Consider the following 16,851-nt stretch of genomic DNA (forward strand, 5'->3'; position numbering starts at 1 on the left):
TAAAATCAAACGGGACAACAATGTACGCTTTAAAAAATAAATCGATTTTGAGCATGGCTATTGCCATGGCAGTATCAACATCTGCTTATGCCAGTGACAAAGAAATAGAAGAAGTCACAGTAACAGCAAAGCCAACAAGTTACGCAAGTAATGTTATTGAGCCTGCAATGATGGAACAACAAAGTGCAGTATCTAGCGTACTTTCGGTTATTGATAACTTACCAGGTATAAGCATAAACGAAGGCGATGCGTTTGGTGGCGATGACTGGTCTACCACTATTACTATGCGTGGTTTTAGTATTGATGGTAATCAACAGCAACTAGGTATGACAATTGATGGTATACCTAATGGCGGCTCTAATTATGGCGGTGGGGCAAAAGCCAACCGTTACCTAGACAGTGAAAACTTAGCCACCGTTGAAGTGGGTCAAGGCACCTCAAACATTGGCTCGGCATCACTTGAGGCGTTAGGCGGTACATTTAATTTTGTAAGTAAAGAGCCAAGCACAGAAAAAAGCACCACATTTGCTTACACAACGGGCGATCACAACGCGAGTCGTTTTTTTATCAAACAAGAAACGGGCACAATTTTTAATAACACCCAAGCGTATGTGAGCTATTCACAAACTGATACGAGTCGCTGGATTGGCGATGGCAGTAATGGGGGTAAAGATAACCAGCACATTGAAGCAAAGTTTGTGTCTGATTTTGACAAACTGACTGTTACGGGCCGTATTTCATACGATGACGTAAGTGAAACTAACTACAACAGTGTGAGTGTTGAGCAATTTGAGCAAAACCCAGACTGGGACCATTTAACATGGAACTGGACAGGTGTGCCGCATTTTGACCAAATGTTTGCAGAAGGCTGGGGTACACATCGTGAGAATACTTTAGGGTATATTAAATTTGAGTATGCACTCTCGCCTACTGCTTTATTAACAATTAATCCTTATTATCATAAAAACTCAGGCCGTGGTGATTGGATCCCACCTTATTTAGCCTCACCGGTTGATAGTAACGGTAACCCAACAAAAGAAGGCGGCAGTAACGCGGGCAGCTACGGTTTTACTGATGGCCAAGGTAACCCTCTTACACCTGATGCAAACTGTACTGAAACATTAAGCTGGCCGTGGGATTCAGGCACAGGGCTAAACCCAGCGTGTTATCCAGATTCAGCAACGCCGGTTATGTCTTATCGCCATACGCACTATAAAAAAGATCGCTTAGGTGTGTTGGCTAATTATGCTGCCACATTTGGTATGCATGATATAGAAGCAGGTTTTTGGTTTGAACGTTCTGATCGTGATAAGTCACGTGATTGGCACAAAGTAATTGATGCGCGTGTTTATCATCACTTTGATAGCACACCATACTGGGTGCAGTTTAACAATACATTCGAAATGGATACGTTTAAATGGTACGTGCAAGACTCGATTACATATAAAGACTTTACGTTAAACCTAGGTGCAAAGCAGTACTTAGTCGAGTTAGATAAAACGGATCATTTTGTAGCGAGCAATTCAAATAAAGTAAACAGTGACTCTGATGTATTGTTTAGCGTTGGTGGCTTATACCAGCTTAATAATGATACTGAATTGTTTGCTAGTTTTAGCGAAAACTTTTCAGCAATTAAAGATGGCATATTAGAAACTGGCGGTTCTGTGCTTGACAACATTGAGCCAGAAACAGCAGAAAATATTGACTTTGGTGTTCGATATAAAGCAGATCGTTTAAGCTTAACCGCCACCGCTTACTCGATAACATTTGATAACCGCATTACTTTTATTGCCCCAGGTAGTAGCACAGATGGCATTGATTACACCATAGGCACTGATGGCTCTTACATTAATGTGGGCGGGATTGAATCACAAGGTATTGAGTTGTCAGCAAGTTATATGTTGACCAATGAATGGAATATTTATACCTCGTATACGAATAACAGTTCAGAATATGCCTCTAACGATCCTGCATCATACGATTCAAAAGGCGTACTGCTAACTGATGAGCAAGGCAATAGTGCATCGCCAAGTTTTAAGAAGGGCGATACCGTTATTGACGCGCCAAGTGATATGTTTGTGGTATCGACAGACTACTACAGTGGTGATTTCCGTTTTGGTATTTCAGCTAAATACACAGGTGAGCGTGAAGGAGCATTTTTAGATGAGCAAACCCGAGCGCGTAGTAAAGCAGATGGTTACACCGTCATTGATATCAATGCCGGCTATGCTGCACAAGTAGATGCAGGGCCATTTAAGTCAATTGATATTGCCTTTGCAGTAACAAACGTCACCGACAAGCGATACTTAGCTGGGGGAACAGGAAACGGGAGCACCTATTATATTGGTGGGCCACGAACTGCGGCATTAACCTTTACAGCAAACTTCTAATAAATAAAAAAGCCCATTTTTATGGGCTTTTTTAATAAGGTAACTTTTTAATGAGGTAACCATGCAAAAAACAATACAAACAAGCCTACTCGTATTAACCTTGTGCGTAAGCTCAATGGCTGTGGCTGCTGAAAAAGTCGTATTAGTAACCCTTGATGGTGTGCGTTGGCAAGAGGTGTTTAATGGCGCCGACAAAAACCTAATTAATAACAAAGATTTTGTAAAGCAGCCAGCGCAATTAAAGCGCCAGTTTTGGGATGAAAACTCGCAAAAGCGTCAGCAATTATTAATGCCGTTTTTAACGCAAACGCTGGCTAGGCAAGGGGTAATTATTGGCGACAGAAACAAGGGATCAATGATGTCGGTGAGTAACCCGTGGTATTTTTCATACCCAGGTTACAATGAAATTCTTACAGGTGAAGTAGATGAAAGCATTAATAGTAACGATAAAGTATTTAATTCAAATAAAACCATTTTAGAGCGTTTAGATGCGCAGCCTGAATTTAAAAACAGCACCGCGCTATTTGGTAGCTGGGATGTGTTTCCTTACATTGTAAATACTAAGCGTAGCAGTGTGTATGTAAACGCGGGGTTTATGCCCATTGCCGAAGATTTATTTGCCGATGCGCCTCTGTTAAACGCATTACAAACAGAAATACCTAGCCCATGGCATAATGTGCGTTTAGATAGTTTTACCTATCGCTTTGCCAAAGCTTATATGTTGGCTAAACAGCCAAAATTACTGGTTATTAGCTTAGGAGAAACTGACGATTTTGCCCACGATGGCCATTATGATGCTTATTTAAAGTCGGCTAAGCAAAGTGATGCATTTTTAAAAGATTTATGGCAAACCATTCAAAGCACGCCCGGTTATAAAAATAATACTACGTTAATTGTTACTACCGATCATGGCCGTGGCAGCATCGCGAATGATTGGCAACATCACAGCTCTAAACGGGCATTAGCAAAGTCGGAGCAGGGTAAAAAGGCTTTTCCTGAGGGGATTATTGGCTCAGAGCATATTTGGCTTGCTGCCATTGGCCCTACAATTAAAGGTAATGGCTTAATAAAAACCGATAATGAGCTTAAACAAGCGCAAATTGCCGCCACCGTTTTAAAGGCACTTGGGCAAAACCCAGACACGATTAACCCTAATATGGCACCGGCTATTAGTGAGATTTTAAAATGAAAAAGTTATTACATGGGTTTAATTACTCAGCGTTGTTACTTGCGTTGGCACTAAGTGGTAGCGCAATGGCTGCGCCGTCTAAAATTTTATTTGGTTCATGTGGGCATCAAGATAAAGACATTGCGATTTTTAACGCGATCAATAAAGAACAGGCTGATTTATTTATATTTTTAGGTGATAACATTTACGGTGACACTAACGACATGGCTGTGCTTAAAAATAAATACCAACGATTAGGCGCAAAGCCCGGTTTTAAAACCTTAAAAGCAAATACACCAATCATAGCCATGTGGGACGATCACGACTATGGTCAAAACGATGCGGGTAAAGAGTATCCGCATAAAGAAGCATCACGGCAAATTATGCTCGATTTTTGGGGAGAGCCAAAAAACTCAGAACGTAGAACACGCCCCGACGGTATTTACACCTCGTACATGTATGGCGAAGGCGAGCAAACCGTACACGTGATCATGCCTGATTTACGCTTTAACCGCGATGCACTGAACCCCGTTAGTGAAACACAATACAAGACTGAGCGTACAGCCAATAATCAAGGGCCTTATAGCCCAAGTGAAGTAAAAGGCGCATCTATGCTAGGCCAGGCGCAGTGGCAATGGCTTGAACAAGAGCTTAAAAAGCCCGCGGCTATCAAGTTAATTGCATCAAGCTTGCAGTTGCTGCCTGATTTTACTGGCTGGGAATCGTGGGCAAATTTTCCAGAAGATCGAAACCGTTTATTGGCGCTAATTAAAAAATATAAAGTAAATGGTGTGGTGATCATTAGCGGCGATACCCATTGGGGCGAAATATCAAGGTATGAACAAAACCTTGATTATCCACTGATTGAAATGACCAGCTCTGGCCTGACTGAAAAGTGGAAAGACGTTAGCCCTAACAAGCACCGTGAGGGTGATTACACGCATAATGTAAACTATGGTGATTTAAGCATAGACTGGCAACAAACAGATCCAGCTATTTCACTTAAACTAAAAGGTATTGATGGCAAGGTTATTATGCAAAGCCAATTTAGCTTATCAAGTATTAGCCCATATTAATAATGACCGCTCTGAAAATAAAACGCACAGTAGTTATACTGTGCGTTAAAAAGTGAGTTAATTATTGTGCTAACGTGCTGATTTATTAACGCCAATTTCTCCTTAGCGCTACCCCTTAAATTGAAAATATCTTACACTGGCTTTATCTCAAGTAAGGCGGGTATCGTATGCTCAATATTATTCAATCAAACCGAATGGAAGCCCTGCAAGCGCAGTTTCATCAACTGTTAAAGGTAAACCCATTGCAAAGCCCCTTTGACAAAGAAGTGGTGTTAGTGCAATCGCCGGGTATGTCGCAGTGGCTAAAAATTGGTTTAAGTGAAAATTTAGGCGTGGCTGCGCAGGTAGACTTTCCGCTGCCGTCGAGCTTTATTTGGCAGTTGTACCAGCAACTATTGCCAAACGTGCCTAAAGAGTCGGCGTTTAATAAACCGAACCTTGCTTGGAAACTGTTTGCAATTTTACCTACTTGTATTGACGAGCCACTGTATTTACCCCTAAAAACCTATTTGGAGGGCGATATTGACGGCCAAAAAACGTTTGCCCTATGTGAAAAAATAGCCGATGTGTATGACCAATATTTAATGTACCGCCCCCATTGGATAGCGACGTGGGATAAGGGCATTGATGAGCTTGATGATGTTGATGTTAGTATTGCGCCTTGGCAACCGGATTTATGGCGCCGCCTTGTAAAATTAAGCAAAACACTTGGGCAAAGCCAATTTCACCGCGCCAACATGCAAGGGCAGTTACTCAGCGCCCTTGAGAATATGGATAGCAGCTTATTGCCAAAGCGTATTAGCCTGTTTGGTATATCGGCCATTGCCAGCTCGCAGCTTGAGGTGTTTGTCGCTTTAAGTAAAAAAACACAGGTGTTTTTATTCTTTTTTAATCCCAGCGAGCATTATTGGGGCGACATAATTGATGAAAAAACAGCGGCTAAAATAAACGCTAAATATGCCAAAATGCCGCTGGTGGAAGCGCAGCAAAAAAAGCACACTAATCCCGATGAAGAATACTATTTTATTGGTAATCCGTTGTTGTCGTCGTGGGGGAAGCTAGGCCGCGATTATTTTGAGCAACTGGTGCAGCTTGATGCCCGTTGGATTGATGGCTTTATTGATGCGTTTGACGACTCTTTGCTTGGTCAAATTCAAAGCGAAATTTATCAACTTGCCTTTAAAGGTGAATCGCTCACCGATAATAAAGCTTGGTTTATCAACGATGAAGGTAAGCTGCCTATTAGTGCAACCGATACCAGTATTACCTTAAGTGACTGCCATACGCCACTTCGAGAAGTAGAGCGCCTGCACGATTATTTACTTAATTTATTTAATCAAAACCCAGCGCTGACCCCCAAAGATATTATAGTGATGATGCCTGATGTAGGTACATACAGCCCTTACATAGAGGCTGTTTTTGGTGGTGCACAGGGCAGTCGATTTATACCGTATGCGCTAGCTGATTTAGCCATAGAGCAAGAAAAACCAGTACTGAGCTCGTTTGCCAGTTTAGCTAATTTACCGTTTTCGCGTTTTGGGGTGTCAGACATACTGGATTTATTACAAGTTACGCAAATAGCTGATAAATTTGGCCTAGAAGCTCACGAGTATGAGCAAATACACTATTGGCTAGAACGTGTTGGCGTAAAGTGGGGGATAAACGCTGAGCATAAAAGCAGTTTTGATTTACCCGCGATAGAATTAAACACCTGGCAACATGGTTTAAACCGCTTATTACTCGGTATTGCCCAGCGTGATGAGCAATGCCCATTTAACGGCATTTATAGCGCCGACGAAGTTGAGGGCATGGCGCTCGATACGCTCAATAAATTAGTACATTTTATTGATGTATTGCAAGACTTTAAAACGAAACTCACCCCAGATGACACACTAACCAATAAAGCCCATATTTTAAGTGAATTGCTTAATGCTATTTACGAGCGCGAAAGCGAAGACAGTTGGGATTTACTCGTGCTGCAAAACGTACTTGAAGACATTGCTAAGCACCATGATAACGGCGATTACAGCAAAGCGGTGTCGCAGCGCATAGTGAGTTATTTAATCAAGCAAGGCATACAAGAAAAAGGGGTAGGACAGCGTTTTTTAGTCGGGCAAGTGAACTTTTGTACATTAATGCCAATGCGCGCCGTTCCTTTTAAAGTAGTGTGTATGCTAGGTTTAAACGATGCTGATTACCCGCGCACGGTGCAACCGATTGGTTTTGACTTAGTACCGTACTCTAAAAAACAAAAAGGTGACCGTTCACGTAAACTCGATGACCGTTATTTATTTTTAGAGGCGCTCCTCAGTGCCCGAGAAAACCTGTATATGAGTTACATCGGTCGTTCGTGTTTTGACAATCAGCCGCGTATGCCATCAACGCTTGTGAGCGAGTTGCTTGAATATATTGGACGTAGTTTTACTCTGATTGAGCCCAGTAATAAAAGCCTGCCAGACTGCCTTATTAGCCAACAGCATTTGCAACCTTTTAATAGCTTATATTACTCACCAGCTAGCAATAATGAACAAGTGGGCGTAAATAATCACAGCTATAACCCTATTTGGCTGCCTAGTGAGGCTATTGAGCCAAAAGCAATGACGGCACTTAATATACCGGCTCCTGAGCTACTTGATCTTGATGTGTTTATTCGTAGTGTGTGCCATGCCCAAGAAAGTTTTTATCAGCAAAGCTTAGGGTTACGCTTGCCGCAATTTAACGATATAGCGAAAGATGAAGAACCGTTTAGCCTAGATGCACTGCGCCGCTATTTTTATCTTGACGAAATACTTGAGGCAAACATTAACAATACGCCGCTTAGCACCGAACAAATCCTGCAGCGCGGTGAGTTGCCGCAAGCTAATGTTGGCAGCCTAATTTATGAGAGTATGCAACACCGAGTTGATGCGCTTGCAGGGCAAGTGAAAGAGCAAGTAAAACATGGTAAAAGTGAGCCAGTAGAAGTGCTACTTAAAATTGCGGGTACCACAATAGAAGGCTGGCTAAATCATATTTACATACACAAGCAAGTGTTTTACCGCAGCGCCAGTATTAAAGCCAAAGACTTAATAAAAGGCTTTATTTATCACCTTGTAGCGCAAAGCATGCAGCAAAATGTTGAAACCTTATTGCTGGGTTTAGATAAACAAATTAGTTTTGCACCTATGAGTAAAGCCGATGCCGACGTATTGTTAGCCGACTGGTTTGAGTTATTTAAAGCGCTGCGTCAAGCCCCCGTTGCGTTTTTTCCGGTGAGCGGTTATGAATACGTTAAAACAGGTGGCGATATGACAAAAGCCAACAGTAAATTTAGCCCTCAATATATTGGCCGAGGCGAGGGAGAAAACCCCTATATTCGCTTAACGGTGCAATCGCTTAATGATTGCCAAGACGAATTTATACACTGGAGCGAAAAATTACTCGCCCCGTTATTTGAGCACGCCAAGGAGAGTGACTATGCAAGCGCTTAATCCACTCACTATGCCACTAACAGGGCAAAGCTTAATTGAAGCCAGTGCAGGCACAGGAAAAACCTACACCATTACTGGTTTGTATTTACGCTATTTATTGGGCATGCAAATACCGGATGAGCGCAATACCCCATTAAGTGTTGAGCAAATTTTAGTGGTGACCTTTACCGATGCCGCCACTCAAGAAATTAAAGACAGGGTGCGCAGCCGTATTATTGCCGCACGTGATGCCTTACTCGGGCAAGCGCCAAACGATGAACTTATAGAAGGCGTGATAGCCGCGGTTGATGATAAGCACCGCGCGTTTGATTTACTCGATGCCGCAGCCAAATCAATGGACGAAGCGGCTATTTTTACTATTCATGGTTTTTGTCAGCGAATGCTAAAACAGCACGCGTTTGAGTCGGGAGTGGCGTTTAACTTAGAATTTATTTTAGATGAACGCGATATTCTGCTTGAAACCATAAAAGATTTTTGGCGCGCGTTTGTATACCCGCTTAATAAAGAAAAAACCGATGCGATTTTAGCGGTATTTGCCGCGCCCGAATCACTATTTAGCCACGTAAGCAGTATTTTAAATAAAACCAATGCTGAAATCACACCGCAGGTTAATTTAGAGCATGTATGGCAAGCGAGAGATGAATACTTAGATCTTATTCCTGTCTTTAAAAAAGCCTGCTTGGAGCAAGAATTTATTGGTGCTGTGAAAGCATCAGATTTAAGTGGCTCAAAAACACCCGCTCGAAAAGGCAGTTTAGCGGCGCTTGAAGCGTTTTGTTTAGGTAATGATGACTTTTTTGAATTTGGCACCAACAAATATTCGTTTGAGGTTTGGAGCAGCGAAAATTTAAGTAATACGGCTAATTATAAAAAAAATGGCACATTACTGACTCATCCACTTATTAGCCAATTTGACACACTAGCCACACTTAACAACACCATTAATCAAGGGCTTAAAATAGCGGTTGTGCAGCATGCTGCGCGTTGGGTTAAAGCGGCGATAGTTAAACGCAAACAAGAGCAAAGTGTAATAACCCCAGATGACTTACTCACTAATTTATACAGTGCTTTAAATAGTGAACAAGGGGATGTGCTCGCGCAAAAAATAGCGCAGTTATTTCCGGTGGCAATGATTGATGAGTTTCAAGATACCGATCCGATTCAATACGGTATTTTTAGTAAAATTTATAGCCAAATCAATACTACGCTTGCCATGATAGGCGATCCAAAACAGGCTATTTATGGGTTTAGGGGCGCAGATATATTTACTTATATAGGTGCTAAAAAGGCTGTAGAGCAGTCGCAACAATTTACCCTAGGCACTAATTTTCGTTCCAGCAGCGATATTGTTCGCAGCGTAAATAGCTTATTTAGCAAATACGACAACAGCTTTATTTATAACGATGCCATCCCCTTTAATAAGGTAAAAGCCAAGGGTAAAAAAGCAGAACAGTCATTTTTAATTGATGGCAAACCGGCCACCGCCTTTGAATTTAATGTGTTTGTGGATGAAGCGGGCGATGAAAAAAATAAACCGACCAATAAAGGTGTTGGGCAAGCCCATTTAGCCACCCATTTTGCTAATAAAATAGTCACGTTACTTGAGCAAGCAAATCAAGGCATAGCCTGTATTGGTGCGACCCCTGTAAGCGCTGCCGATATTTGTATCTTGGTGCGTGACCGTGTTGAGGCGCAAATAATGAAGCAAGCGCTGAGTAAAGCCAATATTGCCAGCGTGTATTTGTCGCGCGACAGTGTCTTTAGCCAAGAGCTAAGTCACCATTTACTCAATTTTTTAACTGCGCTGCACGGCCAATACGATGAGTCGCTGCTTCGTGGTGTGCTCGCGGGGCCGTTATTTTGTTTAAGTTACAACGAAATTTTTGCCTTAGCCGAGGATGAAAATGCATGGCAAGAGCATTTAAACTTTTTTGCCCAACTTAGCCATATTTGGCACAAGCAAGGGGCTATGGCGATGCTCGAGCGCTTACTAAGCCATAATCAGCTCAGCGCTAAATGGCAAGGTTTAGGTTATAACGTAGAGCGTTGGCTCACCGATTTTAGGCACCTTGGCGAAATTCTGCAGCAAAAACAAATAGAGCTTGAAGGGACACTGCGCTTATTACGCTGGTTTGCGCAAAAGGTGAGCCAGCAAGAGGGTGAAACTGTGCAAGTTCGCTTAGAAAGCGACGCTAACTTAGTTAAAATTGTTACTATGCATGCTTCAAAAGGGCTTGAATACCCGCTGGTATTTATGCCATTTGCTAGTGGTTATCGTGAAACTAAAGAGGCACTTTATCATAATAACGGCAAGTTAATTTTTGATTTAAGTAAAGACGAAGCTGCCTTGCAAAAAGCAGAAAAAGAACGCCTAGCAGAAGACCTGCGTTTATTATATGTAGCGCTTACCCGCGCGGTGCATTTTTGTGCACTGGGTGTATATAACATTGGACAAGGGCAAAGTAGTCGTTTAGCGATTCAAAGTTGTGCGCTGGGGCATGTATTGTTCTCGAACTTAGACATAACCAGTAGCCAAACATGGCGCACTCATTTGAGCGAGTTTTGTGATGCCAATGATGCAATGGCGTACCTGCAATTTACCTCGAGTGAATTATTAGAGCAGGGTATACTTTGCCTAAATAGCAGTAACACTCAACAGCAAAGCTTGAGTATTAATACAGTAACTGCACACATTGAACGCGATTGGCGAGCAACCAGTTTTAGTGCGCTAAGCTTTAAAAAGCATACTGACCAACTAGCCCCCGGGCGTAGTGATGAAGATCATCAAAGAGATGAGTTTGCCGTGCAACAAGATGAACTTCCCTCACCGTATAGCTTTCCAAAAGGCGCAAAACCCGGTAGTTGTTTGCACGAAATATTTGAGCAACTTGATTTTACCAGCCCGGTTGTTCACCCCACTAATGCGGAGCAAAATCTTGCAGCTGTGGTTAAGCGTACCTTTGAAAAATACCATATTGATGAGCAATGGCAGCAAATTACCGAGCAATGGGTGCTTGATGCGCTGAGTTGCCCACTAAACAGCAAGAATAATTTAAGTTTGAACCAATTAGCGCCAAGCGATTGCCTCGTTGAAATGGAGTTTAACTTGCCTCTTAGTAGCCTAAGCGCTCCTAAACTTAATGAAATACTGGTGAAGCATTTTAGTTTTACACACAGCAACCTTGAATTTGCCCATGTTAAAGGCTTATTAAAAGGCTTTATTGATTTAATATTTTGCTACCAAGGTAAATATTATATTTTGGATTATAAATCGAATTATTTAGGCAGCACCTCCGCAGATTATGAGCCTGAGCAACTAGAGCAAGCGATGACGAGTCACCAATACCACTTACAGTATTTAATTTATACCGTAGCGCTGCATCGCCTGTTAAAACAGCGTATCCCCGATTACGCAATAGAGACGCATTTAGGCGGTGTGTACTATACCTTTTTGCGTGGTATGCCAGCAGGTGAGGGCGTGTACTTTAAACAATTAAGTGCAGAACAAGTGGTTATTTTAGATGGCTTATTTAGCCAAGGAGCGATGCTATGAGCGATTTAAATCAACAACCCGGTTTGTTTGATGAGCTTGACGATGCGCTTGAAGAAAAAACAGCACAGCGTAATCAACTGCAAGTTGAACCTGTAAATACAACCACGAAAGTTGTGCCGCTGATCACTTATTTAACTAATGAGCACCGAGTGCGTGTGGTTGATGTAAAATTAGCGGAATTACTCAGTGGCACAAACGCCCAGCAGGGGTATGACGAACTCTTTTATCTTATTTTAATGCTGTGTTTATCGCAGCAAAGCCAGCATAGCTGTTTAACCCTAACAGAGGTTGACTGGGCTAATCCGTTTAATTTACGTCAAAGCGACTTTACTCAATTAGAAAGCACCGCACCTGACACTCTTAGCCCATTTAATGACGGTTTTACTACCGAAACAGCAATAAGTTACTTACTCTCGCACCATAGTGTGGGGGATCAAAAGCCGTTGCAATTGTTTGATCAGCGGTTGTATTTTTCTCGTTTAGCCGAATATGAACATACCCTTGCCCAGCGGTTGCTGGCAATGAGTGAGCGACAACTTAATATTGATGATGAAATTCTTGCTCAATTACTAACGCGCTACTTTCCTGATGATCCGAGCATTGATATTGATTGGCAAAAAGTAGCCTGTGCCATTGCCGCCACAAAGGGCTTTAGTGTGATCACGGGCGGGCCAGGCACGGGTAAAACCACCACGGTGACCAAGCTATTAGCGATTTTACAGTCCTTGTATCAAGCAGCGCCATTGAGCATAAAATTGGTAGCACCAACAGGTAAAGCAGCGGCGCGACTAACAGAGTCAATTTTAGGGGCAAAAAATAAGCTTAGTATGATTCCTGCTGAAATTAAATTACTCATCCCAGATACGGCTCAAACAATCCATCGCTTGTTGGGGGTAAAGCCATTCACCAATAAATTTAGGCATGATAAGGCAAATCCGTTGCACTTAGATGTGTTAATTATTGATGAAGCGAGTATGGTTGATTTATCACTTATGGCTAAATTAATTGAGGCCCTGCCAGCGCATGCTCGATTGATTTTACTCGGTGATAAAGACCAGCTTGCTTCAGTCGATACCGGCAGTGTTATGAGTGATTTATGTCAAGGTTTAACTCTTGGTATTACGCCAAACTATTCGCAAGCACGATGTGATGAGTTAAATAGCGTGTGTTTTAATAATAAACCAAAATTACTGACGCAAAGTAATAGTAAATTCAAGCTTGCTGACTGCATTGCTTTTTTACAACATAGCTATCGGTTTGACTCACAAAGCGGTATTGGCCAACTAGCGCTTGCGGTTAACAGTAATAATAGTGGTATTTTAAAGTATGTAGAGCAACAAGCTAGTGAAGGGCATTTCAGCGATGTTATTTTAGATTATAATTTTGCCGCCCAACCAATTGAGAAACTCGTTAAACGTGCCGCCAGCCAGTATGCCCATTATCTTAATTTAATTGCCAAAGGTGAAGATGCGGCACAGGTACACGCTGCTTTTGCAAACTATCAATTACTTGCTGCGGTAAAAGAAGGGGATTATGGCGTAAATAGTTTGAATCAGCGAATTGAGCGGGTATTGCAACAGCAAGGGTTAATTAGCGTTAACCCTAATCAGCGACATTACACGGGTATGCCTATTATGATTAGCCAAAACGATTATCAACTTAAACTTTTTAACGGCGATATAGGTATTTTAATGCCTGATGACAGTGGCCAACTCAAAGCACTGTTTATTGATGAGCAGGGTAATGAACGTGCATTTTCACCTGCACGACTCCCAGCGCACGATAAAGTGTATGTTATGACCATCCATAAATCGCAAGGTTCAGAGTTTAGTTACACTGCTATGGTATTGCCACCACTTAAGCAAGCGAGCGTCGGTATTAACCGGCAATTAGTGTATACCGGTATTACCCGCGCAAAGCAGACCTTTGAGCTGGTAGCAGATAAAAAAGTACTGCAACTGGCGATGGGTAAAAGTGTGTCACGGGCATCAGGACTCTATGAGCGATTAGTGTAACCCAATGCTTATACTAATCGTTTATTTTTGGTGTTCTTTTTCTCTTGAATTCAAGTATTAAGTGCAATCATTATGCAGCCACCAGAACTTCTGATTGCCCGGTAAATAATTCATGAGGAGTTTTATACCCTCTTGTCTTTCTTGGCCGATGGTTGAGCTTATCAACTGCCGCCTGTATTTCTGACTCACTTAGCGCCATAAAGTCAGTTCCCTTGGGGAAGAAGCGCCTGAGTAAGCCGTTGGTATTCTCATTTATGCCCCTTTCCCATGATGAATATGGGTGAGCGAAATACACATCCGCTTCTAATTTTTGTGCAATATGCTCATGGTAAGCAAACTCTTTTCCATTATCTAAAGTCACGGTAATAACCTTATCTTTATATGGTGTCATACACTTTATCAGCGCATCGGCTGTTATTTGCGCATGTTTGCTTTCAATTCTGTGAACGATTGTATATAACGTTTTACGTTCAACCATTGTGACAAAGGCATTTTTACGCCCTTTGCCTATCACTGTGTCACCCTCCCAATCACCAATCCTAGACTTTGCATCCACAATACTTGGGCGTTCATCAATACTGACTCGATTAACTATCTGCCCACGTTTATCGTAGCTTCCATAGCGTTTTTTATACTTTTTACATGCACGAGTGAGTGTCTTATGTAGTTCACCACCACGCGCCTTGTCCCTGTAAATATATTGATAAATCGTTTCATGATGTAAAACGACCTTTTTCTCTAAAGCTAAGCGACCTGCCACCTGCTCTGGCGAAAGTCCGTTAAGCAACAATTTATTAATCCATTCAGTAACTTCATCTGTTAACTTACTTGCTTTGAAAGATGATTTGCGTCTTTGCTCTGCAAAATTATTGGCTTGGTTAGGCCGATAGCCTTTAAGCCCTTTATTGCGTTTTAACTCTCTGGAAATAGATGACGGTGAACGAGTTAGTTCATCAGCAATTTGTTTTTGGTTATTTCCTGCTTTTATTAACGCGTAAATCTGGTATCTTTCTTCTTGTGTCAGCTGTTTATATTTCATTAAAGCAATTTCCTTTGGCGAGAAAATGGCCGAATTATAACAGCTGGCCATCTAATCTGAGAAATTGCACTTATTATCCGAATTTAGGTCTAAATAGATTGGGTTGCCAGCCAAAATGCAGTGCGCCTAATCTTAAAAAAACACTGACCAACAGCGAACCAAGAATGCACCATAAATAAGGGGCTTCTAACAAAAATAGCGTGGCATAGGTTAAGCCTCCTGCAAAACAGGCGGTGGAATAGAGCTCTTCGCGCATCACCAACGGCACTTCTCGACAGATCACGTCGCGTATTAAGCCACCAAATATCCCCGTAGTCATGCCCATTGTAAGTGCAACCATCATGGTGGTGCCTTCAATTAATGCTTTTTCAATACCGACCACATTAAAAATAGCCATACCAATTGCATCAACTAACAACATGTAATAGTTAGACACATCGGGTAAGTGGCGAATAAACATAACAGTGACAAAAATAGCCACATAGGTGACATATAAAAAATCTGGGTTTGCTATCCAAAAAACGGGTTGGTTAAGAAGTATGTCTCTGAGCGTGCCACCGCCAAGCGCGGTGACTGAGCCAACCACCACCACTCCAAATCCGCCAATATCTTTATCATGGCCTAATAACGCACCTGAAATTGCAAAAAAAGCCACACCAATTAAGCTTAAAAAATTAAAATATTCTGCTGTCACTGAGGCGTCCTTTCCAATTTGAGAGTTTATACCGCTCATTAAAAGGTAAGCGAGAGGGGATTTATATTAGCTGAATAACACTCTCTAATAAAACAAGCACAGGGTTATTAGCCCTGTGCTTGTTATGTTGAGTTGTTATTGTAAGTAGTCAACAACCAGTTGAGATAATGATTCAACGCCGAGTTGTAAGGCGCTTTCGTCGACATAAAACTGAGGTGAATGATTACTTGGTGCCGTTTTAGCGTTTTGATCTTTTGGAGTGACGCCTAAAAAGTAAAATAGCCCGGGGGTTTCAAGCGCATAATAGCTAAAGTCTTCTGCACCGGTAATTAAATCGGTGGTAATAATGTTCTCAGCACCAGCAATACGGGCAAGCGTTGGGGTCATTTTTTGGGTGAGTGCTACATTGTTTACTGTGACAGGGTAGCCGTGATCTATATGCACATCGGCTTTTGCCCCCGCGGATTCGGCAACCAGCTCAGCGGTTTTAGCTAAACGTTTTTTAATATCGGCACGCATAGTTTGATCAAAGGTTCTAATGGTACCAATCAGCTCTACATTATCGGGGATAATATTTGAGCGTATGCCACCGTTAATCGCGCCAAACGAAATGACAGAAGGCGCTTTGGTTACATCAACTTGGCGAGAGGCGATAGTTTGGGTTGCCATTATAATTTGCGATGAAGCAACAATTGGGTCTACGCCATTCCATGGACGTGAACCATGTGTTTGACGCCCAGTTACGTTAATTGTGAAAGAATCTTCACTGGCCATTAGTGGCCCTTCACGAAAGCCAATTTGCCCTGTATTGAGTGAGCTGGTGACATGTAAACCAAACACGGCCTCAGGCTTTTGCTTAAATAAGCCTTCTTTTAACATCAGCTCAGCGCCACCTTCTTCGCCCTCGGGGGCACCTTCTTCAGCCGGTTGAAATACAAACAGTACTTCGCCCGCTAACTGATCTTTTATTTTTACCAGTGACTCTGCCACGGCCATTAAAATAGCAACATGGGTATCGTGACCACAGGCATGCATAACGCCTACTTCATTGCCACGATAGGTTGATGTTTGTTTTGAGGCAAAGGGTAAATCAACTTGTTCGGTAACCGGTAAAGCATCCATATCAGCACGCAATGCGATTAAAGGGCCTTTTTTACCGCCGCTTAATTTAGCCACAACACCGGTATGCGCAACGCCCGTTTGCACTTCAAGACCCAGTGATTTTAAATGGTTAGTAATGTACTTAGCGGTTTCAAATTCGCGATTACTCAGTTCTGGATATTGATGTAAGTGACGACGCCATGTAATGACTTTTTCACTCACACTTTGTGTTGCTTGTTCAAGTTGGGTGTTAACACTCGCGGCAAAACTAGGGGCGGAAATGGCGGTTAATAAAAAGCCACCACACATTATTTTTTTTATCATTATGATTCCTTGGTTGTTCGT

At 42.1% G+C, this 16,851-nt stretch carries 9 protein-coding genes; 6 read left to right on the forward strand and 3 right to left on the reverse strand.

Going from position 1 to position 16,851, the window contains the following annotated elements; genetic code table 11:
- Positions 1 to 20 precede the first annotated feature (20 nt).
- The 6 genes from KG708_RS02295 (at position 21) to recD (ending at position 13,672) form a co-directional block, all read left to right on the forward strand.
- Positions 21 to 2,390, forward strand: coding sequence for a TonB-dependent receptor (locus tag KG708_RS02295; RefSeq protein ID WP_213607911.1), 2,370 nt, complete (start codon positions 21 to 23; stop codon positions 2,388 to 2,390).
- Between the two features lie 61 nt (positions 2,391 to 2,451).
- Positions 2,452 to 3,579, forward strand: coding sequence for an alkaline phosphatase family protein (locus tag KG708_RS02300; protein ID WP_213607912.1), 1,128 nt, complete (start codon positions 2,452 to 2,454; stop codon positions 3,577 to 3,579).
- On the forward strand, positions 3,576 to 4,634 hold the full coding sequence (locus KG708_RS02305; protein WP_213607914.1) for an alkaline phosphatase D family protein: 1,059 nt from the start codon (positions 3,576 to 3,578) through the stop codon (positions 4,632 to 4,634). Before KG708_RS02300 ends, KG708_RS02305 begins: the two co-directional genes overlap by 4 nt.
- 167 nt (positions 4,635 to 4,801) lie before the next feature.
- Positions 4,802 to 8,104 carry an exodeoxyribonuclease V subunit gamma gene (recC, locus tag KG708_RS02310; RefSeq protein ID WP_213607916.1) on the forward strand — a complete coding sequence of 1,101 codons (3,303 nt, stop codon included), beginning with the start codon at positions 4,802 to 4,804 and terminating at the stop codon, positions 8,102 to 8,104.
- The gene (gene recB, locus KG708_RS02315) at positions 8,091 to 11,657 is read left to right on the forward strand and encodes an exodeoxyribonuclease V subunit beta (RefSeq protein WP_213607917.1); all 3,567 of its coding nucleotides are present in this window, start codon (positions 8,091 to 8,093) and stop codon (positions 11,655 to 11,657) included. Before recC ends, recB begins: the two co-directional genes overlap by 14 nt.
- Positions 11,654 to 13,672: an exodeoxyribonuclease V subunit alpha gene (gene recD / locus KG708_RS02320; protein ID WP_213607919.1), complete on the forward strand. Its 2,019-nt coding sequence runs from the start codon at positions 11,654 to 11,656 to the stop codon at positions 13,670 to 13,672. The genes recB and recD overlap by 4 nt, the downstream gene beginning before the upstream one ends.
- A 70-nt stretch (positions 13,673 to 13,742) precedes the next feature.
- On the opposite strand, the gene KG708_RS02325 is transcribed toward recD, so the two are convergent.
- From KG708_RS02325 to KG708_RS02335, 3 genes are all read right to left on the reverse strand, one after another.
- Entirely contained in the window at positions 13,743 to 14,711 is a 969-nt protein-coding gene (locus tag KG708_RS02325) for an IS30 family transposase (RefSeq protein WP_213607586.1), read from the reverse strand.
- Between the two features lie 73 nt (positions 14,712 to 14,784).
- Entirely contained in the window at positions 14,785 to 15,405 is a 621-nt protein-coding gene (locus KG708_RS02330) for a TRIC cation channel family protein (RefSeq protein WP_213607920.1), read from the reverse strand.
- Between the two features lie 135 nt (positions 15,406 to 15,540).
- The gene (locus tag KG708_RS02335; protein ID WP_213607922.1) at positions 15,541 to 16,830 is read right to left on the reverse strand and encodes an amidohydrolase; all 1,290 of its coding nucleotides are present in this window, start codon (positions 16,828 to 16,830) and stop codon (positions 15,541 to 15,543) included.
- Between the last annotated feature and the right edge of the window lie 21 nt (positions 16,831 to 16,851).

It is taken from the genome of Pseudoalteromonas sp., assembly GCF_018402495.1.
Classification (GTDB): domain Bacteria; phylum Pseudomonadota; class Gammaproteobacteria; order Enterobacterales; family Alteromonadaceae; genus Pseudoalteromonas.